Source organism: Streptomyces sp. NPDC034670 (assembly GCF_055574875.1).
Genome location: NZ_JBVITR010000065.1, coordinates 13908 through 33872, shown reverse-complemented (window position 1 = coordinate 33872; position 19965 = coordinate 13908). Strand labels below are relative to the sequence as shown.

Genomic DNA, 19965 nt, shown 5'->3' with positions numbered 1-19965 from the left:
TGGTACTGCAGGGGGGACCCTGTGGGAGAGTAGGACGCCGCCGAACAATTGTTGGGGAGACCCCGCACCGATATGGTGCGGGGTCTTCTGCGTTTAGGGGGCCTTTCCTCCCCGTGCATACAGGTCACAGACGACCGGCTGTTTTCAGTGCCAGGTATGCGTCGGCGAGTGCCGGCGCGAGTTCGTCGGGGGTTGCGTCCACCACCGTGACGCCATGGCGGCGGAGTTGCTCCGCCGTACGGTCGCGCTCGGAACGGGCCTGGGCGGCAGCGGCTGCCTCGTACACCGCGTCGATGTTTCCGCGGGCTTCCGCCATCCGTGCGACGTGAGGGTCCGCCACGGATGCCAGGAGCACCGTGTGGCGCTGGGTCAGCCGCGGCAGAACGGGCAGCAGGCCCTCCTCGATGGGGGCCGCGTCGAGCGTCGTGAACAGCACGATCAGGGAACGGCGAGGTGCCGTACGGAGGGCGGTGGCCGTCAGGCCCCGGGCGTCGGTTTCGACGAGCTCGGGCTCGAGCGCGGTCATGGCGTTGACCAGGGACGGGAGGACATCGCCCGCCGCACGGCCCTGGACCAGGGCGCGCAGCTGCCGGTCGTAGGCGAGGAGGTCGACGCGGTCGCCGGCGCGGGAGGCGAGGGCCGCCAGGAGCAGGGCCGCGTCCATGGAGGCGTCCAGGCGGGGGACGTCGCCGACACGGCCCGCGGAGGTGCGGCCGGTGTCGAGGACCAGCAGGATGTGGCGGTCGCGTTCGGGACGCCAGGTGCGTACGGCGACGGTGGACTGGCGGGCCGTGGCGCGCCAGTCGATGGAGCGGGTGTCGTCACCGGGGACGTATTCACGCAGGCTGTCGAACTCCGTGCCTTCGCCGCGGGTCAGCACGCTGGTGCGACCGTCCAGCTCGCGCAGCCGGGCCAGTTTGGCCGGCAGGTGCTTGCGGCTGGTGAACGGGGGGAGGACGCGCACCGTCCAGGGGACCTCGTGGGTGCCCTGACGGGCGAAGAGGCCGAGGGGTCCGTAGGAGCGGATGGTGACGCGGTCGGCCCGGCGGTCGCCCCGACGGGTGGGGCGCAGGCGGGTGGTGACGCGGCGGCGCTCGCCCGGGGGGATCAGCAGGCGGTGGCGGGAGGCGGCCGTCTCCGTTCCGGGCTGCCAGCTGCTGGGGGGCCAGGCGTCGCGGAGGCGGGCACGCAGCCGCCGGCGGGACGGGTTGGTGATCGTCAGGGTGACCTCGGCACTGTCGCCCAGGCGTACGGAGGTGTCGCCGGAGCGGGTCAGGCCGAGGCGGCGTACGGGGGCGGCCAGGGCGAAGTCGCAGGCGCAGGCCACCGCGAGGGAGCCGTTGACGGCGAGGATGCCCGTCCAGCCGGGGTCCCAGATGCCGACGGGGAGGGAGCCGAGTGCCGCGATGAGGGCGGCGCGTCCGGTGAACGCCATCAGCGGGGGACCGGGACGTGGGAGAGGATCGCGTTGATGACCGAGTCGGTCGTGACACCTTCCATCTCGGCCTCCGGGCGGAGCTGGACGCGGTGGCGGAGGGCGGGCAGGGCGAGGGCCTTCACGTCGTCGGGGATGACGTAGTCGCGGCCCGTCAGCCAGGCCCAGGCGCGGGCGGTGGCCAGCAGGGCGGTGGCGCCCCGGGGCGAGACGCCGAGGGCGAGGGAGGGCGACTCGCGGGTGGCGCGGCAGATGTCCACCACGTAGGCGGTGATCTCCGGGGAGACCGTCGTCCCGGCGACCGCGAGGCGCGCGGCCTCCAGGTCGGCGGCGCTCGCCACGGGGCGTACGCCGGCGGCGCGCAGGTCGCGCGGGTCGAAGCCCTCGGCGTGGCGGGTGAGGACGTCGATCTCGTCCTGGCGGGAGGGGAGGGGGATGGTGAGCTTGAGGAGGAAGCGGTCCAGCTGGGCCTCGGGGAGGGGGTAGGTGCCCTCGTACTCGACGGGGTTCTGGGTCGCGGCGACCAGGAAGGGGTCCGGGAGGGGGCGGGGGGTGCCGTCGACCGTGACCTGGCGTTCCTCCATGGCCTCGAGCAGGGACGACTGGGTCTTCGGGGGCGTGCGGTTGATCTCGTCCGCGAGCAGCAGGTTGGTGAAGACCGGGCCGGGCTGGAAGGAGAACTCGGCGGTGCGGGCGTCGTAGACCAGGGAGCCGGTGACGTCGCTCGGCATCAGGTCGGGGGTGAACTGGACGCGCTTGGTGTCGAGCCGGAGGGCGGCGGCGAGGGCGCGGACGAGGAGGGTCTTGGCGACGCCGGGGACGCCTTCGAGGAGGACGTGGCCGCGGCAGAGCAGGGCGACGACGAGACCGGTGACGGCGGGGTCCTGGCCGACCACGGCCTTGGCGATCTCGGCGCGCAGGGCTTCCAGGGAGGTCCGGGCGGCGGCCGGGTCCCCGGTGTGCGCGGCGTTGTCAGTGGTCGGGTCCATCATGGACGGCGTACCTCTCTTTCGAGGGCGTCGAGTCGGTCGGCGAGGGAGATGAGGGCTGCGTCGTCCTCCGGCGGCGGGCCGAACAGGAGGGTGCGCAGGGACTGTCCGTCGCCCTGGAGGTGCGTGGACAGTGCGGGGAGCAGGGCCTCGGGCGTGTGCGCCCGGGTCACGGGGACGCCCACGAGGGGGGCGAGGCGCGTGCGGGTGGTGGAGCGCAGAGCGGCGGCCGCGCGGTCGCGGGCGTTCGCCTTGCGGTAGAGGCGGGCGCGGCCTTCGGCGGTTTCGGAGGCGCGGATCGCCACGGGGAGTTCTTCGGGCACCAGGGGGCCGAGCCGGCGTGCCCGCCACAGGGCGGCCAGGGCCGCCGCGATGAAGAGCTGCAGGGTGCCCCAGAGCCAGCCGGAGGGGAGCAGGTCGAAGAAGTCGCGCTCGCCTTCCTCCGGGGCGGCGGAGGCGTCGGAGAGCGAGGGGAGGTACCAGACCAGATGGGGGCGGGAGCCGAGGAGCTGGAGGGCGAGCGAGGCGTTGCCGTGCTCGTCGAGGCGGTCGTTGAGGAGGATGTCGGGCGCGCCCAGGAGGACGGTGTCGCCGTTCCCGGAGGGCGCGGGGACGCGCAGCAGGGTGGCGAGGCTCTCGCTGGGGTAGCACCTGTCGGCGGTGAGGTGGGTGGTGGTGTAGCGGATGCCGCCCGTGTCGGCGGTGCCGGCGCGGCGGGCCGCGGGCAGGTCGCAGGAGGGGGAGAGGGTGGAGTCGAGGCTGGTGGCCGGGGCGGCGGTGACGCCGGGGGCGAGCCGTTCGACGGAGGCGCTGCCGGAGGCGACGAGGACGGTGCGGCCGCCGGAGCCGGTGGCCGCGGAGTGCAGCCGGGTCTGCTGGGCGCCGGTCAGCAGGTCGGGGACGGCCACCAGGAGGGTGGTGTCGGGGGAGACCGCGGCGACGGCCTCGTCGAGGGTGGTGACCACGCGCGTGTCCACGCCGCGGTCGGCCAGGAGTTCGGCGACGGCGCGGCTTCCGTAGGGGTCGGCCGAGCGCGGGTCGAGTTCGCCGTGGTGGGCGTCGGAGCGGACCACGGCGATCGCCACGGCCGCCGCGAGCAGCAGCACCAGTGCGAGGGCGACGCCTCGCGCGCGGGTCCACAGCTGACGGGCGGTGGGCGAGGCCGAGGTGGACGGGAGCGTGGCCTCGGTCGTCATCCGGCGGCCCCCCGGTGGGCGTGGTGGTCGGCGTCCTGCGTCGTGCCGCTGCTCGTGAGGTGCGGTGCGGTGCGTTCCAGGGCGCGGTCGAGGTCGGCGATGCTCCGGTACGACCGCTCCGTCGCGGCCCGGCCGCCGTATGTCACGTCGTCGAAGGAGCGGGCGGCGGCGTGCAGGGGGCCGGTGTGGGCGGGCAGGGCACGGCCGGCCTCCGCGGCGGCTTCGTCGGCGGTGCGGCCGGGGCGGAAGTCGAGCAGGGCGCGTTCCTCCAGGGAGCGGACGATGGCCCGCATGCGTTCCTGCACGGCTTGGTTCCAGTGGCCCTGGGCGGCGTGTGCCTCCGCCGCCGCGCGGTGCTCGGCGGCGGTGCGGGGGCGGTCGTCGAACAGTGCGGGGGCCGGGGCCGGCTGCCGTCGCGGAGTGCCCAGGCGCCACCACAGGGCGCCCAGGACGGCGACCACGGCCGCGATGACGACGAGCAGGCCGAGGGTGCCTCCGGGGGTCGCGGTGGAGGCGGTCTCGAACAGTTCGCCGACCCACTCCCAGAAGGCGTTCAGGGCCCGCTGGAACCAGCTGGGGTCGTTCTCGTGGTACATGCGTCTGGACAGCTCGCGCCGGGCCGCCTCCCGCGCGGGATCGCGCGGGAGGGTGACGGGCGGCTCGTCGTCGCCGAGCGACAGGGCGCGCACGGCGGCGGTCGGCAGCGCCTGGGCCGGTGTGAGAACTCCCCCCGTGGTGATCACCGCATCAGCTCCCCGGGGTGGTGCCGGGGCCGTGGTCCCGGACACCTGCGGCGCGGGCCAGTTCGAGGTCGAGGGCCTCGCGGCGGATGCGCTGGTCGATGTAGAGGAGCACGGTCACGCCGGCCGTGATCGGGAACGTGATCATGGAACCGATGACCGAGCCGATTCCGCTGATGATGAGGAACGTCCAGCCGAGGTCACCGCCGGTGCCGTCGAGGAAGCCGGTGACGCTGTCGCCGCTGAGGGCCATGGCGAGGAAGGTGAACGGGATGACGATGATCGACGCGACGACGTTCGCGATGATCATCGCGAGCAGCTGGATGCCGAAGACCCGCCACCAGGAGCCGCGCACCAGCTTCGCGGAGCGGCTCAGCGCCTTCCCGATGCCCTGCTTCTCCAGCATCAGCGCGGGGGAGGAGAGGGAGAAGCGGATCATCAGCCACAGGGTGACCACGACGGCGCCGACGACGCCCAGGACGGTGAGCGCGACGCCGGCCTCGGGGGCCCCCGCCACGGTCACGAGGAGACCGGGCAGGATCCCCGCGGTGACGATGCCGGCCGTGATGAGCAGCAGCAGGCAGATCAGGCCGAACAGCTTCACGACCTGGGGACGGGCGTCGCGCCAGGCCTCGCCGGTGGTGACCGGTTTGCCGAGCACCGCGCGGCTGGTGACGGTCGTGAGCAGGGCGGTGGCGGCGACGGTGCCGACCAGGGTGACCAGGAAGACCACTCCGGAGCCGAGCAGGGCGTCGCCCATGGCGCTGGTCAGCTCGCTGAGGGTGGCGCTGGGGTCGTTGAGCACCTCGGTGCCGGCATCGTCCAGGACGAGTCCCTGGAGCAGGACCACGACGATCTCGGTGAGGACGGCGACGGTCAGGGAGATGCCGAGCACCGTGCGCCAGTGGGTGCGCATGGTGGAGACCGCGCCGTCGAGGATCTCGCCGACGCCGAGCGGGCGGAGCGGGATCACCCCGGGCTTGGCCGCGGGCGGGGGACCGCCCCAGCCGCCGCCCCAGCCGCCGCCCCAGGAACCGTGACCGCCGGGGCCGCCGTAACCACCACCGGGGCCGCCGGGGCCTCCCGGGCCCCCGGGGGGCGGGGCGCCCCAGCCCTGGCCCGGCGGCGGGGCCTGGCCCGGACCGGTGGGCGCGGACCACTGGCTGGGCGGCGGCTGTTCCTTCGACCACTTCACACCCGGGCCCTGCGGCGCCTGCTCCGGCTGCTGCGGCCGGTCGGCGGGCTGCTCGGGGGTCGGGCGGTCGGAGGGCTCGGCAGGACCGGGCGAAGCCGGCTCCTGCCCGTCGGACGGGGCGGATCCGGGCGATGCCCAGCCCGGAGTGTCGTTCATCGTCGCTCCTTCACGGTGCCCGTCCGCGGTCGCGGCGGCAGGTTGGCAGCCATCGTGCCATGGGGCGGTGGCGGACGGAGCTGCCGAGGTGAGGGCTGCACACCTTCAATTGTCCGCCCGGCAGGGGGCAGACTGGCCGCATGGCTGATCAGTACGCGCACAGCGACGACCACAAGCGGCCGACAGAGATCCCGGCACTCCGCTGGGAGGAACCACCGGAGGGCCCCGTCCTGGTCCTCCTCGACCAGACGAGGCTACCGGCCGAGGAGGTCGAGCTCGTCTGCACGGACGCGCCCGCGCTGGTGGAGGCGATCCGCTCGCTCGCCGTGCGCGGGGCGCCCCTGCTGGGCATCGCGGGGGCGTACGGCGTCGCGCTGGCCGCGGTACGGGGCTTCGACGTGGACGGAGCGGCGGCGGCGCTCCGGAGCGCCCGGCCCACCGCGGTGAACCTCGCCGTCGGGGTGCACCGGGCGCACGCGGCCCACCAGGCCGCGCTCGCCCGCACCGGCGACCCCCGGCAGGCGGCCGGGGCCGCGCTGGCGGCGGCACGGCAGCTCCACCGGGAGGACGCCGAGGCCAGCGCCCGGATGGCCGGGCACGGGCTGGCGCTGCTGGACGAGCTGCTGCCCGGCGGCGGACACCGGATCCTCACCCACTGCAACACCGGTTCGCTGGTGTCGGGCGGCGAGGGGACGGCGTTCGCGGTGGCGCTGGCGGCGCACCGGGCGGGGCGGCTCAGGCGCCTGTGGGTGGACGAAACGCGCCCCTTGCTGCAAGGTGCTCGCCTGACGGCGTACGAGGCGGCCCGCAGCGGCATGGCGTACACCCTGCTCACCGACAACGCGGCGGGATCGCTGTTCGCGGCGGGCGAGGTGGACGCGGTGCTCGTCGGGGCGGACCGCATCGCGGCCGACGGTTCGGTGGCGAACAAGGTGGGGAGCTATCCGCTCGCGGTGCTCGCGCGGTACCACCACGTGCCGTTCATCGTGGTGGCACCGGTGACGACGGTGGATCCGCGGACTCCGGACGGGGCGTCCATCGAGGTGGAGCAGCGCCCCGGACACGAGGTGACCGAGGTCACGGCGCCGCAGGCGCCGGTGGCCGGGACGGAGGCGGGAGGCGGGATTCCGGTGGCGCCCCTGGGGACCCAGGCGTACAACCCGGCGTTCGACGTGACACCACCGGAGCTGGTGACGGCGATCGTCACCGAAGAAGGGGCCGTTTCGCCCGTGACCGCCGAGGCCTTGGCCGAGCTGTGCGCCAGGTCACGCCAGGTAACGATGAGCTAATGGGATGATGTCGTTTATGAAGGGACGAGTCCTTGTCGTCGACGACGACAGCGCACTGGCCGAGATGCTCGGCATCGTGCTGCGCGGTGAGGGTTTTGAGCCGTCTTTCGTAGCCGACGGCGACAAGGCGCTGGCCGCCTTCCGCGAGGCCAAGCCCGACCTGGTGCTGCTGGACCTCATGCTGCCCGGCCGGGACGGCATCGAGGTGTGCCGTCTGATCAGGGCGGAGTCCGGGGTGCCGATCGTGATGCTCACGGCGAAGAGCGACACCGTCGACGTGGTGGTGGGCCTGGAGTCCGGGGCCGACGACTACATCGTGAAGCCGTTCAAGCCGAAGGAGCTGGTCGCCCGCATCCGGGCGCGGCTGCGCAGGTCGGAGGAGCCGGCGCCGGAGCAGCTCGCCATCGGCGACCTGGTGATCGACGTGGCCGGGCACTCCGTGAAGCGGGACGGGCAGTCGATCGCGCTGACGCCGCTGGAGTTCGACCTGCTGGTCGCGCTGGCCCGCAAGCCGTGGCAGGTGTTCACGCGTGAGGTGCTGCTCGAGCAGGTCTGGGGCTACCGCCACGCGGCCGACACCCGGCTGGTGAACGTGCACGTCCAGCGGCTGCGCTCCAAGGTCGAGAAGGACCCGGAGAAGCCGGAGATCGTGGTGACCGTCCGTGGTGTCGGATACAAGGCAGGACCGAGCTGACATGTCCGGGGACAGTGCCGCTTCGCCGTCCGGCCGGCCCGGGCGGGGTCCGGAGCGGCCTGTCGGCCGGAGGGCCGGGGGCTCCCGCCGGGGACGCCTGCTGGAGGGCGGGCTGCTGCGGGGCGGGGTCCACGGCAGCCCGGTCATCCGCCTGGTCGTGCGCTGGGTGCGCCGGCCGCTGCTGCCCGTCATGCGGCTGTGGCGGCGCAACATCCAGCTCCGGGTCGTCGTCACGACCCTGCTGATGTCGCTGGGCGTGGTCCTGCTGCTCGGCTTCGTCGTCATCGGACAGGTGCGCAACGGCCTGCTGGACGCCAAGGTGAAGGCGTCCCAGAGCCAGGCCACCGGTGGGTTCGCCGTGGCCAAGCAGAGGGCCGAGGAGGCGGCGAGCGTCACCCGCGACGACGGCACCCCCGTGGACGGCGAGGCCTCGACGAGCGTCATCCAGTGGATGAGCGATCTCGTCGAGGCGCTCTCCAGCGGCGGCCAGGGCGCCTTCGACGTGGTGACCCTGCCCGCGGGCGACGACAGCGGCGGCGGGCGCGGCCCGCGCGCCTCCGGTCAGGTCATCGCGACGGCCAGCGTGCCGGAGGACCTGCGGGAGCGGATCAACACCAGCCCCACCGCGGCCCGGAGCTACACCCGCATCATCTACGACAGCGGTGCGGCCTCCCAGCCCGGTCTGGTCATCGGCAAGCAGGTCAACGACCCCAACGGCGATCCGTACCAGCTGTACTACCTCTTCCCGCTCACGCAGGAGGAGAAGTCGCTGAGCCTGGTCAAGGGCACGCTGGCGACCGCCGGGATGTTCGTCGTCGTCCTGCTCGGGGCGATCGCCTGGCTCGTGGTGCGGCAGGTCGTCACACCGGTGCGGATGGCGGCCGGGATCGCCGAGCGGCTGTCCGCCGGACGGCTCCAGGAACGCATGAAGGTCACCGGCGAGGACGACATCGCGCGGCTCGGCGAGGCCTTCAACAAGATGGCCCAGAACCTGCAGTCGAAGATCAGCCAGCTGGAGGACCTGTCCCGGATGCAGCGCCGGTTCGTCTCGGACGTGTCCCACGAGCTGCGGACGCCGCTGACGACCGTGCGGATGGCCGCGGACGTCATCCACGAGGCGCGCGAGGACTTCGACCCGGTGACCGCGCGGTCGGCCGAGCTGCTCGCCGACCAGCTGGACCGGTTCGAGTCGCTGCTCGCGGACCTGCTGGAGATCAGCCGCTTCGACGCGGGGGCGGCGGCGCTGGAGGCGGAGCCGATAGACCTGCGCGAGGTGGTCCGGCGCGTGGTCACCGGGGCCGAGCCGCTCGCCGAGCGCAAGGGCACGCTGATCAAGGTCGTCGGCGACCAGCAGCCCGTCGTCGCCGAGGCCGACGCGCGGCGCGTGGAACGGATCCTGCGCAACCTCGTCGTCAACGCCGTGGAGCACGGCGAGGGCAAGGACGTCGTCGTGCGGCTCGCCGCGGCGGGCGGGGCGGTCGCGGTCGCGGTGCGCGACTACGGCGTGGGACTCAAGCCGGGCGAGGCGGCCCGGGTCTTCAGCCGCTTCTGGCGGGCCGATCCGGCACGCGCGCGCACCACCGGAGGTACGGGGCTGGGGCTGTCCATCGCCCTGGAGGACGCGCGGCTGCACGGCGGCTGGCTCCAGGCGTGGGGCGAGCCGGGCGGCGGCTCGCAGTTCCGGCTGACGCTGCCGAGGACGGCGGACGAGCCGCTGAGGGGTTCCCCGATCCCCCTGGAGCCCAAGGACTCGCGGCGCAACCGCGCACCGGACGGCGGCGGGCCGCCGCACGGCGGGGACGCCGAGAAGCGTGCCACGGCGCCGGTGCGGCAGACGGGCTCCGACGGTGCGGCACGGGCCGCCGCGGACCCGCTCGCCCCGAGGCCGGCGGCCGTGGCGCCCACGGCCGATCCCACGGCGCTGCCCGGCAACGGCGCGCGCGTGGTGGCCCGGCCCGCCCCGCGGGCGTCACGGCAGGAGGAGGGGGCGGCGAAGGCCCCCGGAGCAGGGTCCGGGAGCCCGTGGGCGACGCCGGCGGACGGTGCGCGGCCCGCCGGGCGGCCGGGGGACGGCAGCGGTCCCGCGCGACGGCCGGACGACGGGCGTGACGGACACGACGGACACGGCGGGACCGCGGGACGACCCGGCGGTGACCGCGACGGGACCCCGGGCGCCGTCGGAACCGGGGAGCCGGGGCGTGGTCCCGGGGCCGGCACCGGAGGCGAGGGCCCCGGTGACCGGAGAGTGGCGCAGGGCGCGCACAGGGATGGGGAGGCTTCGCGTGAGCGGTGAGCGCGTCGGACGCGGCCGGGGGGCGCCGGTGCGGGCGGTGGCGTGCGCCCTCGGCGGGATCGTCCTGCTGGCCGGGTGTGCCTCGATGCCCGACAGCGGGGACCTGCGGGGCGTCGAGTCCACGCCCCGGCAGGACCCGCAGGTGCGGGTGTTCGCCATGCCGCCGGGCGAGGACGCCACGCCCCCGCAGATCGTGCAGGGCTTCCTGGAGGCGCTGACCAGCGACGACCCCGACTACCGGACCGCGCGCCAGTACCTGACCCCGAAGGCGGCGGAGAACTGGCGGCCGGAGCTGTCCACCACGGTGCTGTCGGAGGGGCCGGGCGCCTACGCCGACTCCCCGGTCCGGGAGGACGCCGACTCCCTCACCTACACGCTGACCGGCACCAAGGTCGCCACGGTGGACGCGCAGCAGTCGTACGCGCCCGCGACCGGCCCCTACAACAAGCTCGTGCGCCTCACGAGGGACCCCGAGAACGGCCAGTGGCGCATCGACGCGGTGCCGCAGGGCGTCGTGATGGGCAAGTCGGACTTCCAGCGCAACTACATGTCCGTCAACAAGTACTACTTCGCCTCGGACACCGAGGGGACCGACGCGGGCGCGCTGCCGTGGGCGGTCGCCGATCCCGTCTACGTGCGCAGCCACGTGGATCCCACGACCCAGATGGTGCGCTCCCTGCTCGCCGGACCCACGGCCTGGCTGGACCCGGTCGTCAGGTCGGGCTTCCCCGCGGGCACGGCGCTGCGGAAGGGGACCGGCTCGCTGACGGTGGACGACCGGGGCAGGCTGACCGTGCCGCTCAACGACAGGGCGGCCGAGGCCGGCGCCGAGCGGTGCGAGGAGATGGCGACCCAGCTGCTGTTCACGCTGCGCAGCCTCAGCCCGGTGGTGGAGGAGGTCGAGCTGCGGGCCGGTGGTGAGCGGCTGTGCTCGCTCGCCCAGGAGGGCGCCGGGACCGTGGCCACCCGGGGCGCGCTGGACCGGCCCGACTACCTGTACTTCGTCGACGAGGACCGGCGGCTCGTGCGGATCGCCGCGGGCAGCAGCGGCACGCAGCCGGAACCGGTGCCGGGAGCGCTGGGCGAGGGCGGCAGGACGCTGCGCTCGGTGGCGGTCGCGCGGGACGAGCGCACCGCGGCCGGGGTCGCCGCCGACGGCGCGTCGCTGTACGTCTCCCCGCTGGCGGCGGGCGGTTCGCTCGGCGAGCCCGTGCTGCGCAGCCGGGGGAAGCGCGAGGAGGACCGGCTGGCCGCGCCGAGCTGGGACGCGCAGGGCGGCCTGTGGGTGGCCGACCGCGACCCGGAGAACCCGCGGCTGTACCTACTGGCGGAGGGCGCCGGGGAGCCGCTGCCGGTACGGACACCGGGCCTGGACGGCCGGGTGCAGGCGGTCCGGGTGGCCGCCGACGGGGTGCGGATCGCACTCGTGGTGGAGAAGGGCGACCGGCGGTCCCTGATGATCGGGCGGATCGAGCGGAGCGGTCCGAAGGGGAAGGACGGCGAGCAGCCGGCGGTCACCGTGCGGGACCTGCGCTCCGCGACGCCCGAGCTGGAGCAGGTCACCGCCATGTCCTGGACCGGGGACAGCCGGCTCGTGGTGGTCGGGCGCGAGCAGGGGGGCGTGGAGCAGATGAAGTACGTCGAGGTCGACGGCTCCATACCGGACGTGCCGCCGCCCGCCGCGCTGACCGGGGTGAAGGACGTCACCGCCGCGGCGGACGAGCAGACGCCCCTGGTGGCGTACTCCGTGGACGGGATAGTCCGGCTGCCCTCGGGGGCGCAGTGGCAGAAGGTGACGGAGGGGACGGCGCCCGTCTACCCCGGGTGAGGGGTTCGCGGGGCGGGCGTCCCCGGCCCGTCGCGGACGGCCTGTTCCGCGCGGTTTTCCACAGGGGTGGCCGGGCGGGGCGGACGTGGGCACAGTGGGGTCGTGCGGGGATGGTGGCAGGACCTCACCGACCTGGTGCTCCCGGCCGAGTGCGGTGGGTGCGGCAGGCCTCGCACGGTGCTCTGCGCCCGGTGCCGTACGGCGTTGGGCGGGGCCGTGCCGGGCCGGGTCCGGCCGGACCCGGAACCGGCCGGGCTGCCGCCGGTGCACGCGGCGGCCCGGTACGCGGACGAGGTGCGCGCCACGCTGCTGGCGCACAAGGAACGGGGGGCCCTGGCCCTGGCCGGGCCGCTGGGCGGGGCCCTGGCGGGAGCGGTGCGGGCGGGACTGCGCGCGGCAGGGGGGTGCGCGGCGGGGGCGCCGGGAGCGGCGCCGTACGGACGCGGCGCCGTGGGACCGCACCGGGTTCCGGGCGCGGTGCTGCTCGTTCCCGTGCCGTCCGCGCGGCGGGCCGTGCGGGCACGCGGGCACGATCCCGCCCGGCGGATCGCGTTCGCGGCGGCGGGTGCGCTGCGCCGGGGAGGGGTGCCCGCCCGGGTGCTCCCCGTGCTGCGGCAACGGCGGTACGTGGCCGACCAGTCGGGGCTGGACGCCCGGCAGCGGCGGGCCAATCTCGCCGGCGCGCTGGTGGTGGCCCCCGGTTGCGGCCGGCTGCTCCTCGGCGGCCCGGTCGTGCTCGTCGACGACCTGATGACGACCGGCGCGTCGCTGGCGGAGGCCGCGCGCGCGGTGCGGGCGGGACCGCAGGCGCCGGGAGCGGACGCGGAACCGGGTGCGGGGCCGGAAGCGGGGACTGTTTCGAGCATTTCGGGTCCCGCGTCCGTGTACAGGGGTGAGACAGGGGAAGGCAGAGGAGAACAACGGAACGGACCGGCCCGGCGGAGGGCGGGCCGGCGGCCCGGCCGGACGACGGGCACGGGCGGCGCCGACGGGATCGTCGACGTGGTGTGCGCGGCCGTCGTCGCGGCACCACCGGGTGCTTTTGAAATAAATCGGAACTGACGAAGATCTTGCTTCGTTGCAGGGAATGAGAAGGTAATTCACCTGAATGGAGGTACGGCACGGTAGAGGGTGACGACATACCTCCGGGCGAGATATGTTCGGTTGTGAGGGAAAGCCGCAGGCCACACCCCTCGAATCCGATTGCCGTGCTGCGGGTTTCACGCAATCACCCGCACCGGTGGACTGGAGATCTCGTCCGCGGGGGAGGAGGTGGACGTCACCGAGTCCGAGGTTCCGGAAATCACCGGAGCCTGGTGCAAAAGGGAGATGCTCCGCACCGAGGCGGAGCGATCCGGGAACGGAGTTCTGCGTGGACATCGTCGTCAAGGGCCGCAAGACCGAGGTGCCCGAGCGGTTCCGGAAGCACGTGGCCGAGAAGCTGAAGCTGGAAAAGATCCAGAAGCTCGATGGCAAGGTGATCAGCCTCGACGTCGAGGTGTCCAAGGAGCCCAACCCCCGACAGGCCGACCGCTGCGACCGGGTGGAGATCACGCTCCGCTCCCGCGGTCCGGTGATCCGGGCGGAGGCAGCGGCGAGCGACCCGTACGCGGCGCTCGACCTGGCAGCGGAAAAACTGGACGCACGGCTGCGCAAGCAGCACGACAAGCGCTTCTCGCGGCGTGGTGTGCGCAGGATCTCGGCCGCAGAGGTCCCCGACCACGTCCCGGGTGCGGCGACATTCGACGGAAACGGCGTGCTCTCCGCCGAGGAGGAGCAGGAGGCCGTCCCCACCAAGAGGATCGGCTCCCTGGAGGTGCAGGGTGACGGGCCCCTCGTCGTCCGCGAGAAGACCCATGTGGCCGCACCCATGACCCTCGACCAGGCCCTCTACGAAATGGAGCTGGTCGGGCACGACTTCTACCTGTTCGTCGATTCCGAGACCAAGGAACCCAGTGTCGTCTACCGACGGCACGCCTACGACTACGGCGTGATCCACCTCCGCACCGACACGATGGTCACCGGGACGGGCTCCCCCGAGGCGGGCGGAACGCTCGGAGGCTGATCCGCCGGACGACAGCGGAGCCGGTGCCCCTGGTGCGCGTGTGCGCCCCCAGGGGCACCGGTGTGCGACCTCTCGCGCCGCACGCTGTCGCCCCGGTGCCGCCCGGGCATGGAATCATGGCGGCAACGGCTCAACCGGTGGGCCGTTGCCTTGGGTTGGCGATGGCTCCGGACCACGGACCACAGCCTTCAGGGGGAGGAACGATGGCGGACAGCTTCGGACCGATGCGTGCGGAGGGCGCCGGCGACGGCGCCGCCGGCACGGGCCCGGAGGCGGGCTCTCCACGCAAGGAGCCGATCAGGGTCCTGGTGGTGGACGACCACGCGCTGTTCCGTCGCGGGCTGGAGATCGTGCTCGCCGCCGAGGAGGACATCCAGGTGGTCGGGGAGGCGGGGGACGGCGCCGAGGCCGTGGAGAAGGCCGCCGACCTGCTGCCCGACATCGTCCTGATGGACGTGCGGATGCCCAGGCGGGGCGGGATCGAGGCGTGCACCTCCCTCAAGGAGGTGGCCCCCAGCGCGAAGATCATCATGCTGACGATCAGCGACGAGGAAGCCGACCTCTACGACGCCATCAAGGCGGGTGCGACCGGCTACCTCCTCAAGGAGATCTCCACGGACGAGGTGGCCACCGCCATCCGCGCGGTGGCCGACGGGCAGTCGCAGATCAGTCCCTCCATGGCGTCGAAACTGCTCACCGAGTTCAAGTCGATGATCCAGCGGACCGACGAGCGCCGGCTCGTGCCCGCGCCCCGGCTGACGGACCGTGAACTCGAAGTCCTCAAGCTCGTGGCCACCGGGATGAACAACCGTGACATCGCCAAGGAGTTGTTCATCTCCGAGAACACCGTGAAGAACCACGTGCGCAACATCCTGGAGAAGCTCCAGCTGCACTCCAGGATGGAGGCCGTGGTCTACGCGATGCGGGAGAAGATCCTCGAGATCCGGTGACCGCGCGGCTCCCCCCCCCGCCGGGCGGGGCCGGACACGCGGACGGCCGCGGGCGTCAGGCGAGGGCGCGGGCGAGCTCCAGGACGAGCGGTTCGCGCAACTCCGGTGCGTCGACCCGCTCCACGCGCACGTTCGTGCAGTCCACCCAGCCCGCCGCCTCCACCAGGGCCCGGGCCACCGCCGGGACCGCCTTCGGCCCCTCCAGGGCGACCTGCTTGGCCACCAGAGTGCGGCCCGCGCGGGCCGGGTCGACGCGGCCGACGAGCCGGCCGCCGGCGAGCACGGGCATCGCGAAGTAGCCGTGCACCCGCTTCGGCTTGGGGACGTAGGCCTCCAGGCGGTGGGTGAAGCCGAAGATCCGCTCCGTGCGGGCCCGTTCCCAGATCAGGGAGTCGAACGGGGACAGCAGCGTCGTGCGGTGCCGCCCGCGCGGGGGTGACGCGAGGGCCGCCGGATCGGCCCAGGCCGGCTTGGACCAGCCCTCCACCGCGACCGGGACCAGATCCGTGTCGGCGATCACCGCGTCGACCTGCTCGCCCCTGAGGCGGTGGTAGTCGGCGAGGTCCGCGCGCGTACCGACGCCCAGGGACCGGCCGGCCAGGCCGACCAGGCGGCGCAGGCACTCGGTGTCGTCCGGTTCGTCGTGCAGCAGCTCCGGCGGGATCACGCGCTCGGCGAGGTCGTAGACCCGCTTCCAGCCGCGGCGCTCGACGCACACCACCTCGCCGTACATCAGGGCGCGTTCGACGGCGACCTTGGTGCCGGACCAGTCCCACCACTCGCTGGTGCGCTTGGCGCCGCCCAGCTCCGTGGCCGTCAGGGGGCCCTCCGCGCGCAGCTGCTTGACGACCTGGTCGTAGACGTCGTCGGGGAGTTCGTGGTTCCAGTGCGGGCGGTTGCGGTAGGCGCGGCGGCGGAAGGCGAAGTGGGGCCACTCCTCGACGGGGAGGATGCACGCGGCGTGCGACCAGTACTCGAAGGCGCGCGGCCGGCGGGAGCCCCCGCCCCAGTACGCCTCCTCGACGGTCGTGCGGCCCACGGCGCCCAGCCGGGCGTAGGGGACGAGCTCGTGGGAGCGGGCCAGGACGGAGATCGTGTCGAGCTGCACCGCGCCCAGGTGGCGGAGGACGCCGCGGACACCCGAGCGGCGGTCGGGGGCGCCGAGGAGACCCTGGGCCCGCAGGGCGATGCGGCGGGCCTCGTCCGCCGAGAGTTCCGTGGTCGGGCGCGCGGGAGTCGTCATACGTCCGCACGATAGGGGGTGGCACTGACAACCGGGGGCGGATCCGGCCTCACCCCCGGCCCGGCAGGTACGGCACCGTCGACGGCAGCCCCAGGTCGGACGGGAGGAGGGAGCCCACCCAGCAGTCCCGCAGCACTCCCTTGTTGTTGATCGCCGCGCGCAGGGTGCCCTCGACGGTGAAGCCCGCGCGTTCGGCCACCGCGCGGGAGGGCCGGTTGCCCACCTCCGCGCGCCACTCCACGCGGTCGACCGACATCCGGGTGAACGCCCAGCGCGCGGCGGCGACGGCGGCCTCGGTGACGTAGCCGTGGCCGCGGTGCTCCTTCGTCCCCCAGAAGCCGATCTCGCCCACGCCGAGGGAGCGCAGGGTGATGCCGAGCATGCCCGCGAGGTCCCCGGAGGGCAGGAAGAGGCCGAAGGCGAACATCGAGCCGTTCGCCCAGCCGTCCGGGGCCATCTGCTCGGTGAAGCCCCGCGCGTGCTCCGGCAGGTACGGGGAGGGGATGGTGGTCCAGCGCTGGATGTCGGGGTCCTGGCAGGCGGCGTACACCGCGTCGGTGTCCCGCGGGCCCACCGGGCGCAGCAGGAGGCGGTCGGTGGTGAGTGTGACGGGTTCCATCGGCCGATTCTGCGGGGCGGACCGGGAGCGGCGCCAGGCACGCGGCCCCGAGTGACGGGACGCTCACCCTTCGTGCGATTCCCCGGGTGGAGCGGCACCCTCCGGGGGTCCCGGACGTTGTTCCTGCAGACGTTCCCTCCGGCGCGGCAGTGCACCGGACGGGGCGCGGCACACGGCCGCCGTCGCTGCGGGCCTCCCGGCGCGGCGGGGTCCTCGCATACGATGGCCGTTGCCCAGTCAGTGAAACGGAAACCGACCGTCCCAGGCCCGACCGGCAAGGAGACCAACCCCCGTGTCCGTCCTCTCGAAGATCATGCGTGCAGGCGAAGGCAAGATCCTGCGCAAGCTGCACCGCATCGCGGACCAGGTCAACTCCATCGAAGAGGACTTCGTCGACCTCTCCGACGCCGAGCTGCGGGCCCTCACCGATGAGTACAAGGAGCGCTACGCCGACGGTGAGAGCCTGGACGACCTGCTGCCCGAGGCGTTCGCCACCGTCCGCGAGGCCGCCAAGCGCGTCCTGGGCCAGCGGCACTACGACGTCCAGATCATGGGCGGCGCCGCCCTGCACATGGGCTACGTGGCCGAGATGAAGACCGGTGAGGGCAAGACCCTCGTCGGCACCCTGCCGGCGTACCTGAACGCCCTGGCGGGCAAGGGCGTCCACATCATCACGGTCAACGACTACCTGGCCGAGCGCGACTCCGAGCTGATGGGCCGCGTCCACAAGTTCCTGGGCCTGAGCGTCGGCTGCATCCTCGCCAACATGACGCCGGCCCAGCGCCGCGAGCAGTACGCCTGCGACATCACCTACGGCACGAACAACGAGTTCGGCTTCGACTACCTGCGCGACAACATGGCGTGGTCCAAGGACGAGCTCGTCCAGCGCGGCCACAACTTCGCCATCGTCGACGAGGTCGACTCCATCCTCATCGACGAGGCCCGTACGCCGCTGATCATCTCCGGCCCGGCCGACCAGGCCACCAAGTGGTACGGCGACTTCGCCAAGCTGGTCAGGCGCCTCAAGCGCGGCGAGGCGGGCAACCCGCTCAAGGGCATCGAGGAGACCGGCGACTACGACGTCGACGAGAAGAAGCGCACCGTCGCCATCCACGAGTCCGGCGTCGCCAAGGTCGAGGACTGGCTGGGCATCGACAACCTGTACGAGTCGGTGAACACCCCGCTCGTGGGCTACCTGAACAACGCCATCAAGGCCAAGGAGCTCTTCAAGCGCGACAAGGACTACGTCATCATCGACGACGAGGTCATGATCGTCGACGAGCACACCGGCCGCATCCTCGCCGGCCGCCGCTACAACGAGGGCATGCACCAGGCGATCGAGGCGAAGGAGGGCGTGCCGATCAAGGACGAGAACCAGACGCTCGCCACGATCACGCTCCAGAACTTCTTCCGCCTCTACAAGCGCCACGACCACAACGGCAAGGAGATGCCGGGCCTGTCCGGCATGACCGGTACGGCGATGACCGAGGCCGCCGAGTTCCACCAGATCTACAAGCTCGGCGTGGTGCCCATCCCGACCAACCGGCCGATGGTCCGCAAGGACCAGTCCGACCTCATCTACCGCACCGAGGTCGCCAAGTTCGAGGCGGTCGTCGACGACATCGAGGAGAAGCACCGCAAGGGGCAGCCGATCCTGGTCGGCACCACCTCGGTGGAGAAGTCCGAGTACCTCTCGCAGCAGCTCAGCAAGCGCGGCATCCAGCACGAGGTGCTGAACGCCAAGCACCACGAGCGCGAGGCGCAGATCGTCGCCCAGGCCGGCCGCCGGGGCGCCGTCACCGTGGCCACGAACATGGCGGGCCGCGGCACGGACATCAAGCTCGGCGGCAACCCCGAGGACCTCGCCGAGGCGGAGCTGCGCCAGCGCGGCCTCGACCCCGAGGAGCACATCGAGGAGTGGGCGCAGGCCCTGCCCGAGGCGATGGCGCGGGCCGAGCAGGCGGTCAAGGCCGAGAAGGAGGAGGTCGAGAAGCTCGGCGGCCTCTACGTCCTGGGCACCGAGCGGCACGAGTCGCGGCGCATCGACAACCAGCTGCGCGGCCGTTCCGGCCGCCAGGGCGACCCCGGCGAGTCCCGCTTCTACCTCTCCCTCGGCGACGACCTGATGCGGCTGTTCAAGGCCCAGATGGTCGAGCGCGTGATGTCGATGGCGAACGTGCCGGACGACGTGCCCATCGAGAACAAGATGGTCACGCGGGCCATCGCCTCCGCCCAGTCGCAGGTCGAGACGCAGAACTTCGAGACCCGCAAGAACGTCCTGAAGTACGACGAAGTCATGAACCGGCAGCGCGAGGTCATCTACGGCGAGCGCCGCCGCGTCCTGGAGGGCGAGGACCTGCGCGAGCAGATCCACCACTTCATGGACGACACCATCGACGCCTACGTCCAGGCCGAGACCGCCGAGGGCTTCCCCGAGGACTGGGACCTGGACCGGCTGTGGGGCGCGTTCAAGCAGCTCTACCCGGTGAGCGTCACCGTCGAGCAGCTCGAGGAGGAGGCCGGCGACCGGGCCGGGCTGACCGCCGAGTTCATCTCGGAGTCCATCAAGGAGGACATCCGCACCCAGTACGAGGCCCGCGAGGCGCAGCTCGGCTCCGAGATCATGCGGGAGCTGGAGCGCCGGGTCGTGCTGTCGGTCCTGGACCGCAAGTGGCGCGAGCACCTCTACGAGATGGACTACCTCCAGGAGGGCATCGGCCTGCGCGCGATGGCGCAGAAGGACCCGCTGGTCGAGTACCAGCGCGAGGGCTTCGACATGTTCCAGGCCATGATGGACGGCATCAAGGAGGAGTCCGTCGGCTACCTGTTCAACCTGGAGGTCCAGGTCGAGCAGCAGGTCGAGGAGGTCCCGGTCGAGGACGTCAAGCCGGTGGCCGACCTGGAGAAGCAGGACGCGGTGCCCGCGCAGGCGGGCGCGCGCCCGGAGATCCGCGCCAAGGGACTCGACGCCCCGCAGCGGCGGAACCTGCACTTCTCCGCGCCGACGGTGGACGGCGAGGGCGGCACCGTCGAGGGCGAGTTCGTCGCCGACGACGAGCCGGTGCGCTCCGCGGCCGACGGCCTCACCCGCGCGGAGCGCCGCAAGCAGGCGCGGGGCGGGCGTCGCCGCAAGAAGTGAGCGGAACCGCTCCGCACGGAGCGGTTCCGGGCGGGCCGAGGGGCGGGGGAACCAGGGGGCCCTTTCCTCCGGGGTCCCCGCGCACGGGCACTGGCGCCTCTGGGGGGGGAACACCAGCTCCCCTGCGGGGGCGC

The 19965-nt window shown here is 73.2% G+C and carries 15 protein-coding genes; 8 read left to right on the top strand and 7 right to left on the bottom strand.

All coding sequences use genetic code 11. The annotated features are described in order from the left end of the window. Positions 1-124: 124 nt before the first annotated feature. Genes ACZ56B_RS29590 through ACZ56B_RS29570 form a run of 5 tightly spaced genes read right to left on the bottom strand, consistent with a single transcriptional unit; the run spans position 125 to position 5711 of the window. Entirely contained in the window at positions 125-1435 is a 1311-nt protein-coding gene (locus ACZ56B_RS29590) for a DUF58 domain-containing protein (protein ID WP_468797125.1), read from the bottom strand. Continuing rightward, the gene (locus ACZ56B_RS29585) at positions 1435-2424 is read right to left on the bottom strand and encodes an AAA family ATPase (protein ID WP_468797122.1); all 990 of its coding nucleotides are present in this window, start codon (positions 2422-2424) and stop codon (positions 1435-1437) included. Before ACZ56B_RS29585 ends, ACZ56B_RS29590 begins: the two co-directional genes overlap by 1 nt. Further along, the gene (locus tag ACZ56B_RS29580; RefSeq protein ID WP_468797119.1) at positions 2424-3620 is read right to left on the bottom strand and encodes a DUF4350 domain-containing protein; all 1197 of its coding nucleotides are present in this window, start codon (positions 3618-3620) and stop codon (positions 2424-2426) included. The genes ACZ56B_RS29585 and ACZ56B_RS29580 overlap by 1 nt, the downstream gene beginning before the upstream one ends. Beyond that, on the bottom strand, positions 3617-4363 hold the full coding sequence (locus ACZ56B_RS29575; RefSeq protein ID WP_468797116.1) for a DUF4129 domain-containing protein: 747 nt from the start codon (positions 4361-4363) through the stop codon (positions 3617-3619). The genes ACZ56B_RS29580 and ACZ56B_RS29575 overlap by 4 nt, the downstream gene beginning before the upstream one ends. Positions 4364-4367: 4 nt before the next feature. Continuing rightward, positions 4368-5711 (bottom strand): DUF7847 domain-containing protein, encoded by a 1344-nt coding sequence (locus ACZ56B_RS29570; protein ID WP_468797113.1) that lies wholly within the window; start codon positions 5709-5711, stop codon positions 4368-4370. Between the two features lie 140 nt (positions 5712-5851). Between ACZ56B_RS29570 and mtnA the strand changes: the two genes are divergently transcribed. The 7 genes from mtnA to ACZ56B_RS29535 all read left to right on the top strand — a co-directional run bounded on the left by mtnA (position 5852) and on the right by ACZ56B_RS29535 (position 14830). Then, the gene (mtnA, locus tag ACZ56B_RS29565; protein WP_468797110.1) at positions 5852-7000 is read left to right on the top strand and encodes an S-methyl-5-thioribose-1-phosphate isomerase; all 1149 of its coding nucleotides are present in this window, start codon (positions 5852-5854) and stop codon (positions 6998-7000) included. A gap of 4 nt (positions 7001-7004) precedes the next feature. After that, a complete protein-coding gene (gene mtrA, locus ACZ56B_RS29560) occupies positions 7005-7694 on the top strand; it encodes a two-component system response regulator MtrA (RefSeq protein ID WP_004930665.1) in 690 nt (229 codons plus the stop codon). A gap of 1 nt (position 7695) precedes the next feature. Next, entirely contained in the window at positions 7696-9987 is a 2292-nt protein-coding gene (gene mtrB, locus ACZ56B_RS29555) for an MtrAB system histidine kinase MtrB (protein ID WP_468797106.1), read from the top strand. Next, a complete protein-coding gene (locus ACZ56B_RS29550; RefSeq protein WP_468797103.1) occupies positions 9977-11815 on the top strand; it encodes an LpqB family beta-propeller domain-containing protein in 1839 nt (612 codons plus the stop codon). The genes mtrB and ACZ56B_RS29550 overlap by 11 nt, the downstream gene beginning before the upstream one ends. 102 nt (positions 11816-11917) lie before the next feature. Next, on the top strand, positions 11918-12877 hold the full coding sequence (locus ACZ56B_RS29545; RefSeq protein ID WP_468797100.1) for a ComF family protein: 960 nt from the start codon (positions 11918-11920) through the stop codon (positions 12875-12877). Positions 12878-13187: 310 nt separating this feature from the next. Further along, complete coding sequence (gene hpf / locus ACZ56B_RS29540) at positions 13188-13880, top strand: ribosome hibernation-promoting factor, HPF/YfiA family (RefSeq protein ID WP_468797097.1); 693 nt, start codon at positions 13188-13190, stop codon at positions 13878-13880. Positions 13881-14083: 203 nt separating this feature from the next. After that, positions 14084-14830: a response regulator gene (locus ACZ56B_RS29535; RefSeq protein ID WP_468797094.1), complete on the top strand. Its 747-nt coding sequence runs from the start codon at positions 14084-14086 to the stop codon at positions 14828-14830. A 55-nt stretch (positions 14831-14885) separates the two neighbouring features. On the opposite strand, the gene ACZ56B_RS29530 is transcribed toward ACZ56B_RS29535, so the two are convergent. Continuing rightward, positions 14886-16073 carry a winged helix-turn-helix domain-containing protein gene (locus tag ACZ56B_RS29530; protein WP_468797091.1) on the bottom strand — a complete coding sequence of 396 codons (1188 nt, stop codon included), beginning with the start codon at positions 16071-16073 and terminating at the stop codon, positions 14886-14888. A gap of 49 nt (positions 16074-16122) precedes the next feature. Next, positions 16123-16692, bottom strand: a complete 570-nt coding sequence (locus ACZ56B_RS29525; protein WP_468797088.1) for a GNAT family N-acetyltransferase — start codon at positions 16690-16692, stop codon at positions 16123-16125. A 292-nt stretch (positions 16693-16984) separates the two neighbouring features. Here ACZ56B_RS29525 and secA point away from each other — a divergent pair, with 292 nt between their 5' ends. After that, the gene (gene secA, locus ACZ56B_RS29520) at positions 16985-19831 is read left to right on the top strand and encodes a preprotein translocase subunit SecA (protein ID WP_468797085.1); all 2847 of its coding nucleotides are present in this window, start codon (positions 16985-16987) and stop codon (positions 19829-19831) included. Positions 19832-19965 lie beyond the last annotated feature (134 nt).